This window comes from Streptococcus sp. 20925_1_22 (assembly GCF_041431685.1).
Taxonomy (GTDB): domain Bacteria; phylum Bacillota; class Bacilli; order Lactobacillales; family Streptococcaceae; genus Streptococcus.
The window spans coordinates 182,397-203,592 of sequence record NZ_JAPVYE010000004.1; the positions used below are offsets into that span (position 1 = coordinate 182,397).

A 21,196-nucleotide genomic window follows, 5' to 3' on the forward strand; every position below is an offset into this window, starting at 1 on the left:
AATGAGGTGCTTTTATGGCAGAAATTTATTTAGCAGGTGGATGCTTCTGGGGATTGGAAGAGTACTTTTCTCGCATTGAGGGTGTGGAGGAAACGACAGTGGGCTACGCCAATGGACAAGTAGAAACAACCAACTACCAGCTGATTCACCAGACGGACCATGCAGAAACAGTTCATCTAATCTATAATGAAAAGCGAGTCAGCCTGCGGGAAATCCTGCTCTATTATTTCCGAGTTATTGATCCTCTGTCGGTCAATAAGCAGGGAAATGATGTGGGGCGTCAGTATCGGACGGGCGTTTACTATACGGATCAAGCCGATAAGGCGGTCATTGAGCAGGTCTTTGCTGAGCAGGAAAAGCAGCTGGGACAAAAGATTGCTGTTGAGCTAGAACCTTTGCGCCACTATGTCCTAGCTGAGGACTATCATCAGGATTATCTCAAAAAAAATCCCGGTGGCTACTGTCATATCAATGTCAATGATGCCTATCAGCCCTTGGTCGATCCTAGCCCATACGAGAAACCTACAGATGCGGAACTAAAAGAGCAGCTGACGGAAGAGCAGTATCAGGTGACCCAGCATAGTGCGACAGAGCGCCCTTTCCATAATGCCTACAATGCCACTTTTGAAGAAGGAATTTATGTAGATGTGACGACTGGTGAGCCCCTCTTTTTTGCTGGAGACAAGTTTGAATCTGGCTGCGGCTGGCCTAGCTTTAGCCGGCCGATTGCCAGAGATGTTCTAAAATACTATGAAGACAAGAGTCATGGCATGGAGCGGATTGAAGTGCGCAGCCGTTCTGGTAATGCCCATCTGGGCCATGTCTTCACTGACGGTCCAGAAGCAGCAGGCGGCTTGCGCTACTGCATCAACTCAGCAGCTCTGCGATTTATTCCGAAAGAAAAAATGGAAGCAGAAGGATATGGCTATCTGCTGACCTTCATGCAGTAAAAGGGCATAAAATCAACTCAAATGCTTCAAATCGTTATATAATTTTTTTATCACGGCGATAAATTATTTATATAAGCCAAGTCTCCTTTAACATGGTAAAATGAGAAGTAATCTTATAAAATAGAAGATTTAGAATTTTATCCATTAAAGGAGAATAAATGATGAATTTGAAAAAAATCTTTTCAGTAGGCTTAGTCGGCCTTGCAGCCTTGGGTTTGGCAGCTTGCGGCGGAGGTGCAAAAAATAAAGATGCTGCTAGTGATGATAAAAAAATCTTGGTAGTTGCTTCGCCAGCACCTCATGCTGAGATTTTGGAAGCGGCTAAACCGATTTTGAAAAAAGAGGGCTATGATTTAGAAGTTAAAATTGTCAATGATTATGTGACACCTAATAAACTAGTCTTTGATGGTGACGCAGATGCAAACTTCTTCCAGCATACTCCCTACTTGAATAAATTTAACAAAGAGAATAATGAAAATTTGGTAAGTGTGGGGAATGTTCATATTGAGCCAATGGCGTTATATTCTAAGAAATACAAGTCTATCAAAGATTTGCCAAACGATGCTGTAGTATATGCTTCAACCAATCCTGCTGAAGTAGGTCGCTTTATTGATCTTTTTGTCAAAAATGGTTTGATGAAGATTAAAGATGGGGTAGATCCAGTCGATGCTCAGTTGAAAGATATTGTTGAAAATCCAAAGAATATCCAGATCAAAACAGAGATTGCTCCAGAATTGTTGGTACAAACCTATAACAATGATGAAGGAGATGCAGTTATTATCAACTCAAACTTTGCTATTGATGCGAAGCTTTCTCCAGTCAAGGACTCTATTGCTCTTGAGGATAGTGAATCACCATATGCAAATTTGATTGCTGTTAGACCAGCTGACAAAGATTCCGAAAAAATCAAAGCGTTGATTAAGGTATTGCAAGGTGATGAGATTCAAAAATTCATCAAGGATAAATACAAGGACGGATCAGTTATTCCAGCAAAATAATGAGATATAAAAGACGAACGCTTGGAGGCGACTCTGACTTACATCAAGCACAGATTTCCTCCTAAGTTCGTTTTTTTCATAGAATAAGCTATTTTATCCACTCTATGTAAGAAAATGAATGATTGCGCATCATGAAAAAATGAAAGGACTAATAATGATTCGTATTGAGAATGTATCTAAGTATTACCATACCAAGCAAGGTTTGGTAAAGGCTGTTGATGATGTTTCACTAGATATCCAAACAGGTGAGATTTATGGGATTATAGGCTTTTCTGGCGCAGGAAAGAGCACTTTAGTTCGCTTGCTGAATGGTCTTGAAACGGTTAGCAAAGGTACTGTAACCATTAACGATAAAAATATTAGCAGCCTGAAACGGAAAGACTTGTTAGAAGCACGTAAAAAGATTGCGATGATTTTCCAGCATTTCAATTTGCTCTGGTCTCGAACAGTGGAGCAAAACATTGCCTTTCCGCTGGAAGTTGCGGGAGTTCCTAAGGATGATCGTCTTAAACGTGTCAATGAGTTGATCGAGTTAGTAGGTTTAAAAGGGCGAGAAAAATCATATCCAGCTCAATTATCTGGTGGTCAGAAACAGCGTGTAGGGATCGCTCGTGCATTAGCTAATAACCCAGAAGTTCTTCTTTGTGATGAGGCAACGAGTGCATTAGATCCTAAAACAACCGATGATATACTGAGACTTCTAGTGGATATCAATAAGAAACTTGGACTGACTATTATTATGATTACCCATGAGATGCATGTGGTCAGTCAGATTTGCCATAAGGTTGCCGTTATGGAGAATGGGCGTGTAGTCGAAGAAGGGCAAGTCATTGATGTCTTTAAGAATCCTCAGCAGGAAATCACCAAACAGTTTGTCGGAGAAGAATTTGCGGAAGATGACCTGACACATGTCTATCATCATCTAGAAAAATCGCTAAAATCTGGAACTCTGGTTCGCATCCAATATCTGGGAGATAAGACAGCAGAAGGCATGCTTTCGAACGTTATTCGGGATTTGGATGCTACGATTACGATTCTGCAAGCCAAAGTCAATGTAACCCAAAAAGGCCCGTTGGGCTCCATGGTTATTGTGGTCGAAGAAAATGAAGAAAAGACACACGAAGTTCTGGATCGTTTCCGTCAGGCTGGTGTCAGTGTGGAGGTGTTAGATAATGTTCGCTAGTGTAGAACAAAGAGGGTTCTTGGCTCTCCTGAACGAAATGTTGAGTTTTAAAAATGTTGTTTGGGAAAATTTAATTGTTGCTATTCAAGAGACCTTGTATATGACTCTGGTATCAACATTTTATGTCTTTGTTATAGGATTGATTTTGGGATTATTTCTCTATCTTACAGGTCCTAACAAAGTTCTAGCCAACAGGTTTGTTAATTTTTTACTGGCAGGGATTATTAACGTATTTCGTTCCATTCCTTTTATCATCCTTTTGGTCTTATTGATTCCTTTTACTCGTTCAATCATGGGAACAATTATTGGTCCGGAAGGCGCCATTCCAACTCTGGTTATCAGCGCGGCTCCATTTTATGCCCGCTTAGTTTCTATTGCTCTAAATGAAATACCGTCTGGCGTCATTGAGGCTGCAGAATCTATGGGAGCTAATACTTTTCAGGTCATTTGGAAAGTGCTAATTCCAGAATCTTTACCTGCACTTGTTTCTGGTATTACTGTAACTGCTATTGCTCTAGTAGGGTCAACTGCTATTGCTGGGGTAATTGGTGCAGGTGGTCTTGGTAACCTTGCTTATCAAGTTGGCTTTACTCGGAATATGCAAGATGTTATTTTTGTATCAACAGTTTGTATTTTGATATTGGTATTTATTATTCAAATTCTTGGTGACTTCGTTACTAAGAAAGTTGATAAACGTTAAGTTGGTTTTGGAGAGCTCCATATGGGGCTCTTTTTAATGCCATAATTGTATAAAAAGACTTGCGCAATTAGATTAGGCTTGTTATAATAGCTAAAATCTCTTGAAGCCAAGTATTGGGAAAGTGAGGATATGGCGGATGAAAGCTTATACAAATGTCAATCTGGTGACCTGTGACAGCCAATTTCATGTTTACCGGGAAGGGCTATTGGTGATTGAGGACGACCGCATTGCCTACTGTGGTCCCTATGATGAAAGCTGGCTAGGGAAATGTAGTGAAACAGTGGATTATGAAGGTACTTGGATCATGCCAGGGCTGGTCAACTGTCATACTCACTCGGCCATGACCTTGCTACGCGGGATTCGTGATGACAGTAATCTGCATGAATGGCTAGAGGACTATATCTGGCCGGCAGAAAGTCAGTTCACATCGGATCTAACGACCCAGGCTGTCCAGCTGGCTCTGGCTGAAATGCTGCTGTCAGGAACAACAACTTTTAACGACATGTATAATCCTCAGGGAGTAGAGATTGACCGGATTTATCAAACTGTGCGGCAGTCTGGTATGCGCTGCTATTTCTCACCAACCCTCTTTAGCTCAGAGGCGGAAACTGCAGAAGAGACTCTGGCTCGTACTCAGGCCATTATTGAGAAAATCCTCTCCTATGACGATGAAGATTTTCAGGTTATGGTGGCGCCTCATTCGCCTTATGCCTGTGACGAAGAGTTGCTCAAGGGCAGTCTTGAGCTAGCGCGTGAACTGGATTTGAAGCTTCATATCCATGTGGCGGAGACACAGGATGAAAATAAAATCATACTGGAGCGCTATGGCAAACGGCCTCTGGCTTTCTTAAAGGGTTTGGATTACTTGGAGCAGCCAGCAATTTTTGCTCACGGAGTTGAACTGAATCCGTCAGAGATTGCGGATTTGGCGGCTTCACCAGTCAGCATCGCCCACAATCCTATCAGCAACCTCAAGCTGGCTTCCGGTGTAGCTCCGGTGACCGACTTACTAGCCGCTGGGGTGACCGTTGGCTTAGCGACAGACTCTGTCGCTTCCAATAATAATCTGGACATGTTTGAAGAAGGCCGGACAGCTGCTCTCCTTCAGAAGATGCGGGCAGGCGATGCAACCCAGTTTACGATTGAGCAGGCCTTGAAAGCTTTGACTATTGAAGGAGCCAAGGCGTTGGGATTGGATAACAAAATCGGTAGTCTGGAAGCGGGCAAGCAAGCCGATTTCATTGTCATTCAGCCTAAGGGACGGCTTCATCTCTATCCTTTGGAAAATATGCTGTCTCATCTAGTATACGCAGTCAAGGGCAGCGATGTTCAGGATGTCTACATTGCAGGGCAGCAGGTTGTCCGAAATGGCCAAGTGCTGACCGTTGATGTAGGAAATTTTGTGTAAGTGTAAAAGCTTAAAATGGAAGTGAGGAACAAGCCTTGCTTCCATTTGTTTTTATAAAATTTGACAAATTGTTAAGAAAACGCTTGCAATTTCTCTGGCTTCTGATATAATGGACTTATGGATTGTTACTGGTCAAGCAGGCAAAACCTAAGCAAATACGAGATATGAAGCAGTTTCTTGCTTTCTATTTGGTGTGTGTTTAGGTTTTTTTCGTGCCCTATTTTCCGGGAATAGGAACAGACTGCTAACCTAAAAAATACAAGGAGGTTCCATTATGGCTAAAGACTATACTGAATTAGCTCAGGATATTGTTGCCCATGTAGGTGGCAAGGACAACATCACAAAACTGGTACACTGCGTGACACGCTTGCGTTTTTCTCTAAAGGATGAATCTAAAGCAGATACAGACTATCTGATGAAGCGCGACGGAGTTGTAACGGTTGTCAAGGCTGGTGGTCAATACCAAGTTGTTATTGGCAATCATGTGCCTGATGTCTATGAAACTGTGCTCAAGGTTTCTGGTATTTCTGGTGAGGGCAGTGTTGATGCAGATGATGACGCTGTAGAAGGAAATCTGTTTGACCGCTTCATTGCGCTCGTATCCGGTCTCTTCCAGCCGATGCTTGGTACCTTGTCAGCAGCTGGTATGATAAAAGGTGTGGTAGCTATTATGGCAGCCTTAGGCGTTTCCAAAACAGATGGTGCTTATGTTGTTCTCAATGCAGCCGGTGATGGTATCTTCCAGTTTCTTCCTTTGATTTTAGCTATTACATCTGCTAAACGGTTCAAGATGAATCAGTTTACCGCTTTGGCTATCGGTTTTGCTTTGGTTTATCCAAATATCGCAGCTAGTTTTACAGCAGAAAAACCGCTTTATACACTTTTTGCAGGTACACCGATCGAGTCTCCGATTTTCTCGACTTTCTTTGGTCTTCCTATTATCTTCCCTGCATCTAGCTACCTATCAACAGTCCTTCCAGTGATTACAGCTGTTTGGGTTGGGGCCAAGATTGAAAAAGGCTTTAAAAAGATCATTCCCGATGTTGTCAAAGTCTTTATCGTACCATTCTTTACCCTTTTAATTACAGTGCCACTGGCCTTTCTGGTCATCGGTCCGGTTATGAGCTGGGCTTCTGATTTGGTTGGTGCTCTCTTTACAGGAATCTATGACCTTAGTCCGGTGCTGTACGGTATCGTCCTAGGGGCTGCTTGGCAGGTTCTGGTCATGTTTGGTCTTCACTGGGGCTTGGTACCGCTAGCAATCTTGGAGCTCCAAAAAGGTCCGGGGGTCATCCTTGTTGCCACTATTGCGATCTGTTTCGCTCAGGCAGGTGCCCTGCTTAATATCATGATGCGTACCAAGGAAGATAAGGTTCGTCAGCTTTCGATTCCAGCTTTCATCTCATCTCTCTTTGGTGTGACGGAGCCAGCTATTTACGGGATCACGCTCCCTATGCGCTTGCCATTTATCATGACCTGTATTTCTGGAGCGCTGACTGGTGCGTATCTAGCTTTCTTTGATGTCAAAATGCAGGTTATGGGAGGTATGGGACTTTTTGCCATTCCATCCTTTATTGAAGCTGGCAATAGCATGACTTTGATTCACTTCCTCATTGCCATTGTGGCAAACTTTGTGCTAGGTTTTGGCCTGACTCAGCTGGTCAAGATTCCAAACCTTTTCGGTGCTCCGTCTGAAAAAGATGCTACTCCGTCTTTAAATGTTGAAAACGAAAGAGTCTCTGACGGAGCTACTGAGCAAGTCGTGACAAGCCCATTAGCTGGCGAAATAATCGCTCTTGAGGATACTCCAGACGCAGTCTTTGCCAGCGGAGCTATAGGCAAAGGAGTTGCCATTGAGCCAAGTGTTGGTGAAGTAGTGGCCCCTGTTGATGGAGTCATTCGCCTGCTCTTCCCTACCAACCATGCAATCGGTTTAGCTACGGATGATGGAGCAGAACTGTTGATTCACGTCGGTATGGATACAGTAGCCCTTGACGGAAAAGGCTTTACAGCCCATGTTGTCCAAGGCTCTAAAGTCAAGAAAGGACAGCTTTTGCTTAGCTTTGATATCGATACTATCAAGGAGGCTGGTTATCCAGTGACAACTCCAATCATTGTTACTAACACAGCTAATTATAAGCAGATTGAAGTCCTTGCAAAAGGAGAAGTTCAGCTCGGCAATCAGCTATTAGAATTGAAAAAATAGAAAATGAAGCAGGAGAATGGTGGAAGCATGCCGCAATTTGGAGATTGTAGCACGCTTCTCCCCGCTCCTGCTTTTTGCTTCGCTTTCCTTTTGACGGTAAAAATAGTACAATATAGTAAATATTGATGCACTATTATCAAGTAAGAAAAAGTGGAGAGATGTGATGAGTAAAAAATTTCTTTGGGAGAAGATTCGGACTTTTTTTCAGGAACTTTGGAAAAAGATATCGGATTTTACTGCGGAACATAATCTGCTGGCAGATGCTTACCATGCTTGGCGGGACTGGTTTAAGGAACTTCCATTTCCTCGTCCCAAAATCTTTAAAAAACAGCTTAGCAATCGCCAGTTTGTCGGAGTACTTTTGACCGTAGTAGGGCTGTCAGCCAGCTTAATCCTCTTGTCAGAACATTTGCAGGATTTTACCTTTCGGTCTCCTAGTAAGAAAGAGCAGCAGTCAGGTTCTTCTCAGGATCAGACGGTTCGTATCATGGCGACTGGGGATTTACTTTATCATGACGGTCTTTATCTGAGTGCTCAGAAAGAAGACGGCACTTATGATTTTTCTGAGAATTTCCACTATGCCAAGGAATGGCTTCGGCAGGGTGATTTGGTCTTAGGAGACTTTGAAGGCACGATTCGGCCGGACTATCCCTTGAATGGCTATCCGCTTTTTAATGCTCCAGAAGCCGTAGTTCCAGCAATCAAGGATGCTGGCTATCAGGTGATGGACCTGGCTCATAATCACATTTTAGACTCTGGCTTGGAGGGAGTTTTCACTACAGCTCAGGCATTTGAAAAAGAGGGAATCACTCCCATCGGTGTTTATCCGCATGAAAGCCGCAGTCAGGCACCGCTCTTGATAAAGGAAGTCAAAGGCATTAAGATTGCACTGCTGGCTTACTCCTATGCTTACAATGGCATGGAGGGGCTGCTCAGTCAGGAAGACTATGATAACCGTCTGTCCGATCTGGATGAAGAAAAGATGCGAGCCGAGATTGAGCGGGCAGAAAAGGAAGCAGATATTACAGTCGTCATGCCTCAGATGGGGATAGAGTACCAGCTGGAGCCGACAGAGGAGCAGATGACCCTCTACCATAAAATGGTTGACTGGGGAGCAGATATCGTCTTTGGAGGGCATCCGCATGTGGTTGAGCCGGCAGAGATTTTAGAGAAAGATGGCCAGAAGAAGCTAATCATGTATTCTATGGGGAATTTCATTTCCAATCAGCGTATTGAAACCATGGAGGGAATTGAAAATGCTCATTGGACCGAGCGCGGAGTGCTGATGGATGTTACCATTGAAAAGACACCAAAGGGCACACAGATAAAAAGTGCCCAGGCTCATCCGAGCTGGGTCAGCCGAGTTGAAAAGGGCACTACTTCAGCAGACGGTCTTCCTTTATACACTTACCAGACCTGGATTTTGGACGACTTTGTCGAAGGTGGCAAGTATCGAGACAAACTGGATCAAGAAAGCAGAGCACGGATTGATACCGCCTATCAGGAAATGAAGTCTCATGTTGGACTGAATTGGCCGGGGCAATAAATTGCTTGAATATGATTTTAGCCAGATTGGATTTACCAATCTGGTTTTTGCTGTTTTGAAATTTAAGATTTTGTTATAATTAAAAAGGATTATAGAACTGTTAATGAATGAAACTGACCGCTTTCGAGTTCGTCTATTATTTTGACTTATTTGATTGGAAAGAAAATGAAATGCATCTTGGTTTGTGGCTGCTTTTGTATTTTATACCTACGCTTATCTTGTTTTTGTTGCTAGTGTGCTCCCTGGTTTTGATGATTTTCTGCCTGTTTTTGCGGAGAAATTTCTTCAAAGAAAAGCAGGGGCGCAATTTGCTGCTAGCTATTTTTTGGCTGGGGCTCTTCAATCTCCTGCTGAACTTGCTAGTATAGAAATGATTGGATGATAGGAACTAGCTTTATCCTTGTTCGTTGAAACTAAATATTGGTTGAGAATTAAAGAAAGGCGAAATATGAATTTTTTTGAACAACTTTTTCTTTTAATAGACTTTTTAATTCACTTTTTACCACTCTTATTTATCTTTGTTGTTTTTATCGTTTCATGGATAGTTTATATCTGTATAAAGAAACCTTTCTACAAAAGCATTTATGGGAAATTGATTAGTCTACTCTTTTTGGGAACCTTGATTTGGAATCTGGTTTATTTTGTCGAAGAAGATCATGGCGGCTCCTATCAATTAGTCAAATTAAAGCCAGGCGAAGCTGTTTATGTAAAGATTAAAAAGCCTTATCTTGACCTAATAAAGGGTTCAGGAGTCAGTGTTTTAAAATTTAAAGATAAAACAGATGGGAAAATTAGAATTTATGATTCTTATTTGAGAGAGCAGATAGATGAAAATGAGTATATCTATGATGCAGAAAAAAAGTCTGTTCACTACTATAATGAAAAGGATGGGGGGATAACAATCCCAAACGAACAGGCTTTATCCGATTTAGGTGTTGAGTTTAACGAAAACTATAGCATTGATGTCAACTTTACCCAAAATAGAACGTTTGTTTTTAGTGTAAGCGACAGTGATCAAGATATCACTGTCCAAAACGAATCAGATAAACCCATATCTTTTTATGTCAAAGCCTATCACAGAGTCTATGGCTCAGAAGGCAGGGACCGAGATATAGAATAATATCTTACAAAACATGGTGCTGTTTCAATACTTCTTATAATATTAGCATTACAAAAAACGAATACCTCAAAGTTCATTTAGCTTAGCAGGTATTCGTTTTTTTATTTTCTATTTTAGTGCTTCATTTCTTCCGATACTGGCTTGGTGTCATTTGGTAGTATTTTTTGAACTGGCGGTTGAAGTTGGATAGGTTATTAAAGCCTGCTTGGCTGGAGATTTCCAGTACAGAGAGATTAGAGTGTTGCAGGAGTTCGGCGGCCTTGCGCAAGCGGAATTGGATCAAGTACTCAATGCAGGAAACGCCCAGATGCTTCTTGAAGAAGTTCATGAAATGGGTGGAGCTGTAGCCGCAAATGCCAGCCAGTTGGTCAATATTCAGGTCTTCTTGGTGGTGGGCATTGATGTAGTCAATGATAGAGCGAATCTTTTCTTCCTTGCGGTAGCCTTCGGGTGACAGGTCTTTGGAAATGACATAGTCATTCTCAAAGAGCAGGTAGAAGAGCTGGTTGAGCTGGGCTTTGAGCTGAAACTCGTAGTGAGATTTGCGGAAATAGCCTGTTTCCATAGCTGCTAAGAGGCACTGGCGAATCTCCGCATAGGCTGTATCATTGGGCTTGATCACATGAGTCAAGTCCAGCTGACCATTGTAGAGGGGCTGCAGATAGTTGATGCTGGCCTGATCCATGGCAGAGTAGCCCATCAGATCCAGATGGAAATTAATAGCGTCCATATAATGGCGCTCGTCGTTGATGGGGTGGATGGAGTGCAGGGCATTGGGGCGAATCAGGATAATATCACCTTTTTCACTGTTAAAGTAGTCGTCGTCAATATGAAATTGTGCTTTTCCTTCATGGACATAAATCATTTCAACATCGGTATGCCAGTGGAAAAGAATATCTGGATGACCATTTTCAGTGATGGTGCGGGTCAGAGAATAAGGGGTTCCTTGGTTTTTAAAAACGGTATTTTTATGTAGTTGGCCTAAATCAATCATGGGGACACTCTTTCATAGAATAGTACAATTTATTAAGATAATTGTGTTAGAAAATATGTTTGACAACTATTATAATATAAATATAAAAAAAACGAAAGCGAGAAAATGCAAATGGGTAAATTTCCGCAGAATTTCCTCTGGGGTGGTGCAACTGCAGCCAACCAGTATGAAGGCGCCTATAATCTGGATGGAAAAGGCCTGTCTGTTCAGGATGTGACTCCAAAAGGCGGAGTGCCAGCCAAGCCAGGTGATTGCAACCCTTTGATTACCGAGGAGCCGACAGCAGATAATCTCAAGCTGGAAGGGATTGATTTCTATCATCGTTACAAGGAGGACATCGCCCTCTTTGCGGAGATGGGTTTCAAGGTTTACCGGACTTCCATAGCCTGGTCTCGGATTTTTCCAAATGGGGACGAGCTGGAGCCCAATGAAGCTGGTCTGCAATTCTATGACAATCTTTTTGATGAACTGGCTAAATATGGCATTGAGCCGCTGATTACCCTGTCTCACTATGAAACGCCCCTGCATTTGGCGTGTCAATACAATGGCTGGGCCAACCGTGATTTGATTGGCTTCTACGAGCGCTATGTTCGCACGGTTTTTACCCGCTACAGGGACAAGGTCAAGTATTGGCTGACCTTTAATGAAATCAACTCTGTTCTCCATGCGCCCTTTATGAGTGGCGGCATTGCCACGCCAGCTGAAGAGTTATCCAAGCAGGACCTCTATCAAGCGGTCCATCATGAGCTGGTGGCGTCTGCCTTAGCAACGAAGATTGGTCATGAGATCAATCCTGATTTTAAGATTGGCTGTATGGTTCTCGCCATGCCGGCCTATCCCATGACACCTAAACCTGAAGATGTTCTGGCAGCTCGGGAATTTGAAAATCAAAACTACCTCTTCTCTGATATCCATGCGCGTGGAAAATATCCAGCCTATATCAATCGTTTCTTCAAGGAGAATGGGATTGAGATTCAGTTTACGCCGGGCGACAAAGAGCTTTTAGCTGAAAATACTGTAGACTTTATTTCCTTCTCCTACTACATGAGTGTGGTTGCGGCTCATGATCCGGAAAATTATTCTTCCGGCCGAGGCAATCTTCTAGGTGGCATCCTAAATCCTCATCTGGCTAGCTCAGAATGGGGTTGGCAGATTGACCCAGTCGGCCTGCGCTTGGTGTTAAATAGCTTTTATGACCGCTATCAGCTCCCTCTCTTCATCGTGGAAAATGGTCTCGGTGCCAAGGATGTCTTGGTGGATGGTCTAACTGGCCCAACGGTTGAAGATGACTACCGCATTGATTATCTTAAACAGCATTTGCAACAGGTAGGAGAAGCGCTGGAAGATGGCGTAGAACTGCTAGGTTACACAACTTGGGGCTGTATTGACCTGGTTTCAGCCAGCACGGCAGAACTCAGCAAGCGTTACGGCTTTATCTACGTTGACCGCAACGATGACGGTAGCGGAACTCTAGCCCGTTATAAGAAAAAATCTTTTGATTGGTACAAAGAAGTCATCGCGACGAATGGAGACAGTCTCTATCAGGATTGAATGACTTAAACAAAATAGCTCCTTATAAAATAAACCAAGTCCTATCTGGCTTGGTTTTTTCTATATTTTAAGCTGAGAATTGCTTGATCCCTCTTGATTTTAAAAGCAAGATGAGGGAAGGCAGTAGTTTGAGGGAAGCTGTCTCTATAAAAAATAAGAATTTATTCGCAAAATTGCAGATGTATGAATACGTTTACAAAAAACAAAGACGCCTCAAATAAAATATGGTATAATATGTTAAGAATATCTATTTCAGGAGGGAAAATCATGAGTAGGAAAATCCGTTTCATTTCTCTGCTTACTCTGTTGATTTGTTTTCTGATGGGCTGCAGTCTTTTTCAAAAGAATGGTGGCGGTACGGGAGAGCAAGGCGGCCAATTTTCGGAAAGTGTTCGTAAGCTGAGAGAAAAATACAGCAAAAATACTCCTTATGATGTCCAAGAAAAGGTCATTCAGATCAAGGAAAATGAGCCTATTACATTTCCGACAGAGGTACAAAAACCTAACGATTTTGAGACACTGCCACGTGCAGGACAGACTGAGTTGATTTCTTCCTTTGAAATTTATGGGGACAGCAACTTACGAGCTATTTTAGGGGGCGACTTTAAGCTGAATGATAAGCGGCAGATAGTGATTGAGCCAGCTTATCATTTCTCTGCTACTAGAGTGGAGGCAAATGGAGAGCATACGGAATATGGTCTAGCCAAGCAAGGTGAGAGCTGGGGTGTTTTTGATACGCTCTATCTGTTGCAACGGGATGATGAGCGCACAGGTAAAAAGCTTAAAAAGCCAAAACTTTGGATCGTTAAGATAGATAAGAAAGGGCGCGATAAGCTAGCTCTGAAGACCAAGAGCGGTCTGCTCGGAGATGGTCGCTTGCAGCTGGAATGGACCGAAGTACCGGGAGCGGACTCTTATTCCATTATAAAAAGAGAGTATGTGACCATGCCTGGCAGTGATACCAAGACAGGTCTTTATAACTATAAAGAGGTCGATCGGGTCACTTCGACAGTGTATCGGACAGATTTGCCTACCCACTATGATAGCCGCAACGGCGGCCGTTCCGGTGATGATCCGATACTTGCCAGACAACGGTTGCTGCAGGCTTACGACCAGGATTACAGTAAGAAAACGGTTGAGAAAAAGCCTTATGAACTCCTTGTTGTTCCCCTCAAAGACAAAGAAGCTTTAGGCACTATCAGTAATCCTATCTCATCTGATAACTTTGCGAAATTGATGCCGAATCAAATCGATTTTCGGACTTTTTCTGACCAGGTTTCCGCTCTGCGGCAGAAGGGAAACATTCCTGAAGAAGCACCACTGCAGATGATGGATGGCCAGATTCAGAACTTTCCAATCGTCTATGAAAAAATTGAAAAAGAAGGCCGGGATGTCAGATGTCTGGTCTCTATCAAGGGCATGCCTACTGTCAAAACGGACTTTTTCATTGAACAGGCCAGTGTCGAAGAAGTGCAGCCTGTTGTAGATAGGCATAATGAAAAGGTCAATAAAGAGGAAAGCAAGTCGGGTGTTTCAGATAAATATATCAGTGTAGAACAGGCTGACCTGGATCTCAAGGGTAAAACAGTCGTTCATGATGTTAGTGATATTGAGGAAAGAGTGGCAGCCAGAAGTGCAGCGCAGGAATATTTTGCCAAGGCCCTTCTGTCCGATGCAGAATATGTTGATTACAGTGAGTTTCCAGAGCTGAGTGAAGGAGATGTCAGTGAATTGCTTCACGATGTTTTAGAGCAAAATCCAGTCATTCAGCAGGGAGTACTTCCTGCCATTGATGCTAAGCAACATGTGGTACACTTTAAATATGATGCTGACGAAACAGCCAAATATAAGAAAGCCCGTAAAAAGGTCAAAGAGATTGTCAAAGACATCATCAAAGACCAGATGAGCGACAGAGAAAAGATTGAGGCAATTAATCAGTATATGATTGAGCATATTAGCTATGATAAGGCTGCTTACCAAGGCTTTTTGAATTACAAAACATCTATTGAGAATAAAGAATCAGAAGAGGCTATTTCAAAAGCGTTTAAAGATATGCAAGACGGTATTCGCAAGTACGAATCTAGTTTTGATATTACTGGTCCGCTATTTGAGGGTAAGGGAGTCTGTCAAGCTTATGCTGTAACCTTCCAGGCTCTAGCTCAGGAAGCTGGTCTCGAAACCATGTATGTGAGTGGAAATACAGATGATTTTGACCCGCATGCTTGGAACTACGCAAAAGTAGATGGTCAGTGGCTGGCCTTAGATGTTACCTGGAATGACTCTGATGGAGACAGTAATAAAACAGAAAATGAATACTTGCTATTGGCCATGGATAATCCACTCTACGCACAGAGTCACTATGCCTTTGACAGATACGAAGATGCTATTAAAGAATGATGCTCCAAATAGAAGCAATCTTTAAATGATGCCTAAGTCTTGTAAGGCAAGGAAGAAGCCAATCAAAAACCCTGAGATACTGTTATCTCAGGGTTTTCTATACTTTTATTTCTTCCAGCTTTCGACTTCTTTCTGGTGGTTTTTAATCCACTCTTTGGCTGCAGCTTCTGGTGAGCTGCCTTCGTTAATCTTAAGCATGACTTCTTCCATGTCCTTTTGAGTCCAGTTGAAGTTGTCTAGGACCTTGTTGACTTCTGGTAAGTCCTTGTCTAGATTTTTTCGAGTCATAGTGTGGATAGCTTCCTTGCCGCCCATGGTTCCCTTGGGATCCTTTAGGTATTTGAGGTCGTATTTGGAGAACATCCAGTGAGGTGACCAGCCGGTTACGATAATATCTTCTTTATTCTTAATAGCCTGATCCAGAGCAGTGGTCATGGCTCCTGTTGAGGAAGAAGAAAGATTCCAGCCACTGAGATTGCTGTATTCTTGCATAGTCTTCTCAGTCGCGGTCATGATACCAGCGCCGGGCTCAATACCTGTGATGGTTTTCTTGGCTTGGTCTGACAGGTCTTCGATAGAGTCAGCGTCCATATAGCTTGGTACGACTAGCCCTGTTTTAACGCCCTCAAGGTTTGGCCCCAAGTCCACTAGCTTGTCCTTGTACTCCTCATAGAGAGCAGCGTGGGTGGTCGGCAACCAGGCAGAAACCATGGCATCGGCTTCGCCATTAGCAACGGACTTCCACATAACGGCATTGTCCAGCGGTGTGATGGTGACATCGTAGCCCATTTCCTTGAGAGCTTCCGCTACGACATTGGTTGAGGCAACTTCGGAGTCCCATTCAACATAGGCAAGGTTGACCTTTTCTTTTTTGCTTTGCTGAAGCTTGGTCACTTGATTTCCGACAAAGGCTGTCAGGATGACAGCGGCCAGAGCAGACCAGAGCATAATCTTCTTGCGTTTTTCCTTGGCAGTGACCGGTGATTTTTTAGCCAGAGGTTGGTTGAGCTTCTGAGTCAGGCGGTCAATGATAATGGCCAGGATAACCAGAGATACCCCATTGACAAATCCGGAACCGATATCAGCGTGCTGCAGGGCAGAGAGAACGCCGCGGCCCAGTCCTGGCGCCCCAATCATAGAGGCGGTAACGACCATTGAAAGAGCCAGCATGATGGTCTGATTGACCCCAGCTAGGATGGTATTTTTAGCCAGAGGCAGCTCGACTTTGAAGAGCTTCTGCTTGCCAGTGCCCCCGAAGGAGTCTGACGCTTCAATCAGCTCAGTCGGAATTTGACGAATGGCTAGATTGGTAAAGCGGACAGTCGGTGGCAGGGCAAAGATGACAGAGGCAAAGACCCCAGGCACCATACCGATACCGAAGAAGGCCACAGCCGGTATCAGGTAGACAAAGGCCGGCATGGTCTGCATAAAGTCCAGCAAGGGCTTGATAACTGCTTCGACGCGGTTGCTCTTAGCCATCCAGATCCCCAGTGGAATACCGATGATAATGGAAATGGCACTGGAGACGATAACCAAGGTCACAGTGTTCATAAGATTTTCCCAGAGGCCTTGGTTGTAAACAAAGAGCAGGCCTATGAAGGTGAGCAGGGGCAGTCCCAGCTTACGCTTGGAAATCAAATAGGTAAAAATAGTGATGACTGCGATAAAGAGCAGGGGCGGAATGAAGAGCAGGGTGTCTGTCATCCCATTCATGATGGCATTTCCGATAGCCTGAAGGACCGAGAAAAGCCCGGAGAAGGTATCCGTTACCCAGTTAGTAAAGGCCTCAACCCATTGAGAAACGGGGATTGGCTGTTGTAAAATATTCAAAATGCGAACCTCCCTTATTCTTCAGATTCAGTAGTATTGGCCAAGGCTTCGATGACCCGACCTTTGATAATAACACCGACTAATTTGTCCATATCATCTACAACGGCTAGAGGCGCTGGTGAATCGTAAATCAGCGGGAAAATATCAGTAATCAGGGTTTCCTGAGTGACCTTGCGGACATTCTTATCAATGACGTCAGCCAGTGCTTGATGCTCCTTGCGGGCATCGCGGGCGGCTTCGGCAGTTAGACTACCCTTGAGATGCCGCTTCCTATCCACAGCCAGCAGCATACTGACCTCTTCTTTTTTCATGCGATTGAGAGCCACGGTTGGTCCATCGATGTCAATGTTGGTAGTCAGTGGCGTTGTCATAATATTCTGGGCAGTCAAGACCTTGGAGCGGTCCACATCCTCAACGAACTCTCGAACGAAGTCGTTGGCTGGATTGGTCAGGATTTCCTCACCGGTGCCAATCTGCATAATCTGACCGTCAGCCATGATGGCGATGCGGTCACCGATACGCAGGGCCTCATTGAGATCGTGCGTGATAAAGATAATGGTACGCTCATGCTCTGCCTGCAGATCTAGTAACTCATCCTGCATTTCACGGCGGATGAGGGGGTCTAGAGCTGAGAAAGCCTCGTCCATGAGCAGAATATCAGGATTGTTGGCCAAAGCTCGAGCCAGACCAACCCGCTGCTGCATCCCACCAGAGAGCTGTTCGGGGTATTGGTCTTTGAAGGAGAGGAGACTAGCATTGTCCAGAGCTTGTTCAGCTAGGCGCGTGCGCTCTTCCTTATCAACACCTCGAACTTCCAGACCGAACTCTGTATTTTCCAGAATGGTCCGATGTGGAAAGAGGCCGAAGTTCTGGAAGACCATATTGAGCTTGTGGCGGCGAACCTCACGCAGCTCCTCTTCGTTCATCTTGGCAACATCCTGGCCGTCGATGTAAATGTCGCCTGATGTCGGGTTAATCAATCGGTTGAGCAGGCGGATAAGGGTAGATTTTCCACTACCGGACAGTCCCATGATGACAAAAATTTCTCCGGTCTGAACCTCAAAGTTCACATCGTAAACTCCGACAGTAGCACCGGTTTTTTCTAAAATTTCAGTTTTGCTTTTGGCTTGCTGCACCATTTCCAGTGCCTGCTTTTGCCTTTTACCGAAAATTTTAGTCAAATGTTTTACTTCTAGTTTATTCAACGTATTTCTCCTTTTGCACAAGTGACTACATGTTTATTTTGATAAGTTGTCACTTAAAAGACCATCACAGTATAACATCGTGTGGTCACTTTGTCAAACCCAAAAGGCCGTCAGACCGGCCTTTTTCGGCTATTATAAAAAAGGAGGATGATTTTCTAGAATATTTCTGAAAGTAGCAAAAAGCTTGTCAGACAGCGGATTCGCCTGTCTATTCTGTTTTTTGACAAAGAAAAAACAAGTGCTGTTTCACTTGTTTGTTTCAATTTCATTAAAAAATAAATTATGCATCAAACCGACTGATAATTCGTTGCCAACAAAATAGATGGTATTGCCGGCTTCCAGCTTGGTATAAGGACCAGGCGAGATTAGGAGCTGGTCTCCCTGCTGGACTGCGACAATGGTAGCACCAGTCGAGTGCCAGATATTGAGTTCATTGATAGATTTTCCTAGGTTGATAGCGTCTGCTGAGAGCTGCAGCTCGTAGGGATTAAAAGGGAAGCGCTGCTGGACATCTTTAGTTCGGCTGAGAAGCTGGTTAAGGAGCTGGGAAAAGTTTGCAAATTCTTCCTCTTGGCGCTGGATGCTCTGGTGGAGCTTGCTTTTGAGGTCCTGCAGAGAGTTGACATCTTTATAGGTCTTGAGAAACTGCTGAGCTTTTTCCTTGGAGGAAATGAAGGCCCCACTGCCATGACGGACTTCCATGATTTCCAAATCTACCAGCACATTAATAGCCTTGCGGGCTGTTTCAGGGGAGACATTGAAGTTGCTGGCTAAGGTAGAGCGAGCATAGATCTTGCTGCCGATAGGATATTTGCCGTCAACGATTCGCTCGGCAATGGCGACGGCAATCTGCTGGTAGCGTGGGAATGCGACTTCTTTTTTGCTCATGAGGACCTCCAATTTTACGACAGGAATATAGCTATGATTATAATATAAAACTGGAGGATTGAAAAGTGCCCTTTGTAAAATCGACCGTCTTATCCGCCTCTTCTTGCCTTTCTTTTTACTTTTTTAAGTAGTATAATATGTCTAAAAGTCAGAGGTTTTCTGGAAAAGGAACAGTAAAAACCAGATGCTAAAAATAGAAATGGATAAAAAATGAGTATAAAGATGATAGCGACAGACATGGATGGAACCTTGCTGGACGGACAGGGACAGCTGGATTTGCCGCGTCTGACTACTATTTTAGATGAGCTGGAGAAGAGAGACATTCGCTTTGTGGTGGCTACTGGTAATGAAATTCCACGGATGCGCCTGCTATTGGGAGATTTGGTAGAACGAATGACCTTGGTAGTCGCCAACGGAGCGAGGATTTTTGAAAAGAATCGGCTAAGCATGAGCAGCTTCTGGGAACCTGGATTGATTAGGGATGCGCTGGATTATTTTTCCGGTCGTGAAAGGGAGCTTCAGCTGGTTGTGACTTCTGAAATAGGCGGCTTTGTCCAGGAGGGGACAGAGTTTCCCTTGATTGAAAAAGTCATGACTAAGGAAATGGCTCAGCTCTTCTACAAGCGAATGAACTTTTTGCCAAGCCTTCAGGATTATCCCTTTGACAAGGTCTTAAAAATGAGTATGATGGTAGAAGAGGCTGCAGCAGCAGAGCATGCTCGTCTGATTAATCAGCATTTTGCTGGCCGATTGAGCGCTGTTGCCAGTGGTTACGGTGCGATTGACATCCTCCAAGATGGGATGCACAAGGCTTGGGGCTTGCAGCAGCTGATGGCTAAGTGGCAGATTCAAAGCTCAGAAATAATGGCTTTTGGGGATAGTGAAAATGACATAGAAATGCTTGAATTAGCAGGTATTTCTTACGCTATGGAGAATGGCGATGAGCGGGTCAAAAAGATAGCGGACTACCTAGCGCCAGCAAATACAGAAGCCGGTGTTTTACAGATACTTGAGCAATACTTAGAAGAGGAAAGGGAATAATGGCAGTACAATTACTAGAAGAATGGCTTCTCAAGGAGCAGGCAAAATTGCAGCAAAACTACAGAGAGCTCAATCAACTCTCTGTCAAGGAGCCAGACATCATCTTTATTGGAGACTCCATCGTAGAATACTATCCGCTTCAGGAGCTCTTACAGACGGATAAAAGACTGATTAACCGTGGCATTCGGGGCTATAAGACTGATTTGCTTTTAGAAAACCTAGATGCCCATCTCTTTGGGCAGGCTTTGGATAAGGTCTTTATCCTGATAGGTACCAACGATATTGGCAAGGAGATGCCTCAGACAGAAACGCTGGCTAATTTGGAAGCCGTTATTCAGGAGATTTCTCGTGACTATCCTCTGGCTCAGATCCAGTTGCTGTCTGTCCTTCCCGTCAATGAAGCTCCAGCCTACAAGAGCACGGTCTATGTCCGCAGCAATGAAAAGATTCAGGCCCTTAATCAGGCCTATCGTCAGCTGGCTAGCGCCTACATGAACGTCCAGTTTATCGATCTCTACGATGCTTTTCTGAACGAGGAAGGCCAGCTGCGCCCAGACTACACAAGGGACGGCCTCCATCTGACCATTGCTGGCTATGCAGCCCTGTCCAAGGTTTTGCAGGAGACGTTATAGAGATAAAAATAGGGAGCGAAAAAAGCCCAACCAGACAAATCTTCAAAGGAAGATTTGTTTTTTTTAAAACTTTTGGTTGACAAATGTAAATCTTAGAGGTAAAATAGCATTATGAAATTTACAAATGTAGATTTTGAAAGGAGAAGCCATGAAAATTTCCAATGCGGAATGGCGCATCATGAAGATTATCTGGATGGAAGGCAAGCAGACCAGCACGGATTTGATCGCCGTCTTGTCCGAGCGCTTTGACTGGTCGAAGTCGACGGTCAAGACTCTCTTGACCCGCTTGGTGGAGAAAGGATGTTTGACTAGAGAAAAATCAGGCAAAGCCTTTGTTTACTCGGCTTTGTTGAAGCAGGACCAGAGTTTAGACTTGGTGGTTGAGGAGGTGAAAGACAAGGTTTGCTCAAAAAGAATTGTCCAGGTGCTTGAAAACTTGATTCAGGAGAGTGACTTTACGCTTGCAGATCTTAATCAGCTGCAGCGGGTCCTCGATGAAAAGAAAGCAGAGGCTGTCGAAACAGTCCCTTGCAATTGTATGTAGTAG

General features: G+C 43.9%; 18 protein-coding genes. 14 read left to right on the forward strand and 4 right to left on the reverse strand.

Going from position 1 to position 21,196, the window contains the following annotated elements; genetic code table 11:
• Positions 1 to 14: 14 nt before the first annotated feature.
• The 9 genes from msrB to O3621_RS06960 all read left to right on the forward strand — a co-directional run bounded on the left by msrB (position 15) and on the right by O3621_RS06960 (position 10,111).
• Entirely contained in the window at positions 15 to 950 is a 936-nt protein-coding gene (gene msrB, locus O3621_RS06920; RefSeq protein WP_227964072.1) for a peptide-methionine (R)-S-oxide reductase MsrB, read from the forward strand.
• Positions 951 to 1,108: 158 nt separating this feature from the next.
• Positions 1,109 to 1,948, forward strand: a complete 840-nt coding sequence (locus O3621_RS06925; RefSeq protein WP_371513975.1) for a MetQ/NlpA family ABC transporter substrate-binding protein — start codon at positions 1,109 to 1,111, stop codon at positions 1,946 to 1,948.
• Between the two features lie 154 nt (positions 1,949 to 2,102).
• Positions 2,103 to 3,131: a methionine ABC transporter ATP-binding protein gene (locus O3621_RS06930; protein ID WP_260468639.1), complete on the forward strand. Its 1,029-nt coding sequence runs from the start codon at positions 2,103 to 2,105 to the stop codon at positions 3,129 to 3,131.
• The gene (locus tag O3621_RS06935; protein WP_002910662.1) at positions 3,121 to 3,831 is read left to right on the forward strand and encodes a methionine ABC transporter permease; all 711 of its coding nucleotides are present in this window, start codon (positions 3,121 to 3,123) and stop codon (positions 3,829 to 3,831) included. The genes O3621_RS06930 and O3621_RS06935 overlap by 11 nt, the downstream gene beginning before the upstream one ends.
• A gap of 136 nt (positions 3,832 to 3,967) precedes the next feature.
• The gene (locus O3621_RS06940; RefSeq protein ID WP_371513976.1) at positions 3,968 to 5,239 is read left to right on the forward strand and encodes a TRZ/ATZ family protein; all 1,272 of its coding nucleotides are present in this window, start codon (positions 3,968 to 3,970) and stop codon (positions 5,237 to 5,239) included.
• 274 nt (positions 5,240 to 5,513) lie between these two features.
• Complete coding sequence (locus O3621_RS06945; protein ID WP_268697532.1) at positions 5,514 to 7,445, forward strand: beta-glucoside-specific PTS transporter subunit IIABC; 1,932 nt, start codon at positions 5,514 to 5,516, stop codon at positions 7,443 to 7,445.
• 163 nt (positions 7,446 to 7,608) lie between these two features.
• Positions 7,609 to 8,991: a CapA family protein gene (locus O3621_RS06950; protein ID WP_268697531.1), complete on the forward strand. Its 1,383-nt coding sequence runs from the start codon at positions 7,609 to 7,611 to the stop codon at positions 8,989 to 8,991.
• Between the two features lie 184 nt (positions 8,992 to 9,175).
• A complete protein-coding gene (locus O3621_RS06955; protein ID WP_326845100.1) occupies positions 9,176 to 9,373 on the forward strand; it encodes a RhtB family transporter in 198 nt (65 codons plus the stop codon).
• Between the two features lie 66 nt (positions 9,374 to 9,439).
• Positions 9,440 to 10,111, forward strand: coding sequence for a hypothetical protein (locus O3621_RS06960; RefSeq protein ID WP_371513977.1), 672 nt, complete (start codon positions 9,440 to 9,442; stop codon positions 10,109 to 10,111).
• Between the two features lie 121 nt (positions 10,112 to 10,232).
• Here O3621_RS06960 and O3621_RS06965 read toward each other — a convergent pair whose 3' ends face one another.
• Positions 10,233 to 11,105 (reverse strand): helix-turn-helix domain-containing protein, encoded by an 873-nt coding sequence (locus O3621_RS06965; RefSeq protein ID WP_371513978.1) that lies wholly within the window; start codon positions 11,103 to 11,105, stop codon positions 10,233 to 10,235.
• A 105-nt stretch (positions 11,106 to 11,210) separates the two neighbouring features.
• Between O3621_RS06965 and O3621_RS06970 the strand changes: the two genes are divergently transcribed.
• Together O3621_RS06970 and O3621_RS06975 are read left to right on the forward strand one after the other, a co-directional pair.
• The gene (locus O3621_RS06970; RefSeq protein WP_371513979.1) at positions 11,211 to 12,656 is read left to right on the forward strand and encodes a glycoside hydrolase family 1 protein; all 1,446 of its coding nucleotides are present in this window, start codon (positions 11,211 to 11,213) and stop codon (positions 12,654 to 12,656) included.
• 267 nt (positions 12,657 to 12,923) lie between these two features.
• The gene (locus O3621_RS06975) at positions 12,924 to 15,053 is read left to right on the forward strand and encodes a transglutaminase domain-containing protein (RefSeq protein WP_314449849.1); all 2,130 of its coding nucleotides are present in this window, start codon (positions 12,924 to 12,926) and stop codon (positions 15,051 to 15,053) included.
• A gap of 105 nt (positions 15,054 to 15,158) precedes the next feature.
• Here the strand turns inward: O3621_RS06975 and O3621_RS06980 are convergent, their stop codons facing one another.
• The 3 genes from O3621_RS06980 to O3621_RS06990 all read right to left on the reverse strand — a co-directional run bounded on the left by O3621_RS06980 (position 15,159) and on the right by O3621_RS06990 (position 18,976).
• On the reverse strand, positions 15,159 to 16,883 hold the full coding sequence (locus O3621_RS06980; protein ID WP_314449851.1) for an ABC transporter permease/substrate binding protein: 1,725 nt from the start codon (positions 16,881 to 16,883) through the stop codon (positions 15,159 to 15,161).
• A gap of 14 nt (positions 16,884 to 16,897) precedes the next feature.
• Entirely contained in the window at positions 16,898 to 18,088 is a 1,191-nt protein-coding gene (locus O3621_RS06985) for a glycine betaine/L-proline ABC transporter ATP-binding protein (protein ID WP_314449852.1), read from the reverse strand.
• A 246-nt stretch (positions 18,089 to 18,334) separates the two neighbouring features.
• Positions 18,335 to 18,976, reverse strand: coding sequence for a GntR family transcriptional regulator (locus O3621_RS06990; RefSeq protein ID WP_002914397.1), 642 nt, complete (start codon positions 18,974 to 18,976; stop codon positions 18,335 to 18,337).
• Positions 18,977 to 19,186: 210 nt separating this feature from the next.
• Here O3621_RS06990 and O3621_RS06995 point away from each other — a divergent pair, with 210 nt between their 5' ends.
• The 3 genes from O3621_RS06995 to O3621_RS07005 all read left to right on the forward strand — a co-directional run bounded on the left by O3621_RS06995 (position 19,187) and on the right by O3621_RS07005 (position 21,193).
• Entirely contained in the window at positions 19,187 to 20,017 is an 831-nt protein-coding gene (locus O3621_RS06995) for a Cof-type HAD-IIB family hydrolase (RefSeq protein WP_002914396.1), read from the forward strand.
• Positions 20,017 to 20,649 (forward strand): SGNH/GDSL hydrolase family protein, encoded by a 633-nt coding sequence (locus O3621_RS07000; protein ID WP_314449853.1) that lies wholly within the window; start codon positions 20,017 to 20,019, stop codon positions 20,647 to 20,649. The genes O3621_RS06995 and O3621_RS07000 overlap by 1 nt, the downstream gene beginning before the upstream one ends.
• 148 nt (positions 20,650 to 20,797) lie before the next feature.
• On the forward strand, positions 20,798 to 21,193 hold the full coding sequence (locus O3621_RS07005; protein WP_002914394.1) for a CopY/TcrY family copper transport repressor: 396 nt from the start codon (positions 20,798 to 20,800) through the stop codon (positions 21,191 to 21,193).
• Positions 21,194 to 21,196 lie beyond the last annotated feature (3 nt).

Coding starts and splice junctions, on each gene's coding strand:
- O3621_RS06960 (WP_371513977.1), top strand. CDS start 9,440: ATGAATTTTTTTGAACAACTTTTTCTTTTAATAGACTTTTTAATTCAC.
- O3621_RS06945 (WP_268697532.1), top strand. CDS start 5,514: ATGGCTAAAGACTATACTGAATTAGCTCAGGATATTGTTGCCCATGTA.
- O3621_RS06935 (WP_002910662.1), top strand. CDS start 3,121: ATGTTCGCTAGTGTAGAACAAAGAGGGTTCTTGGCTCTCCTGAACGAA.
- O3621_RS06925 (WP_371513975.1), top strand. CDS start 1,109: ATGATGAATTTGAAAAAAATCTTTTCAGTAGGCTTAGTCGGCCTTGCA.
- O3621_RS06930 (WP_260468639.1), top strand. CDS start 2,103: ATGATTCGTATTGAGAATGTATCTAAGTATTACCATACCAAGCAAGGT.
- O3621_RS06990 (WP_002914397.1), bottom strand. CDS start 18,976: ATGAGCAAAAAAGAAGTCGCATTCCCACGCTACCAGCAGATTGCCGTC.
- O3621_RS06940 (WP_371513976.1), top strand. CDS start 3,968: ATGAAAGCTTATACAAATGTCAATCTGGTGACCTGTGACAGCCAATTT.
- O3621_RS06970 (WP_371513979.1), top strand. CDS start 11,211: ATGCAAATGGGTAAATTTCCGCAGAATTTCCTCTGGGGTGGTGCAACT.
- O3621_RS06975 (WP_314449849.1), top strand. CDS start 12,924: ATGAGTAGGAAAATCCGTTTCATTTCTCTGCTTACTCTGTTGATTTGT.
- O3621_RS06950 (WP_268697531.1), top strand. CDS start 7,609: ATGAGTAAAAAATTTCTTTGGGAGAAGATTCGGACTTTTTTTCAGGAA.
- O3621_RS07005 (WP_002914394.1), top strand. CDS start 20,798: ATGAAAATTTCCAATGCGGAATGGCGCATCATGAAGATTATCTGGATG.
- O3621_RS07000 (WP_314449853.1), top strand. CDS start 20,017: ATGGCAGTACAATTACTAGAAGAATGGCTTCTCAAGGAGCAGGCAAAA.
- O3621_RS06965 (WP_371513978.1), bottom strand. CDS start 11,105: ATGATTGATTTAGGCCAACTACATAAAAATACCGTTTTTAAAAACCAA.
- msrB (WP_227964072.1), top strand. CDS start 15: ATGGCAGAAATTTATTTAGCAGGTGGATGCTTCTGGGGATTGGAAGAG.
- O3621_RS06995 (WP_002914396.1), top strand. CDS start 19,187: ATGAGTATAAAGATGATAGCGACAGACATGGATGGAACCTTGCTGGAC.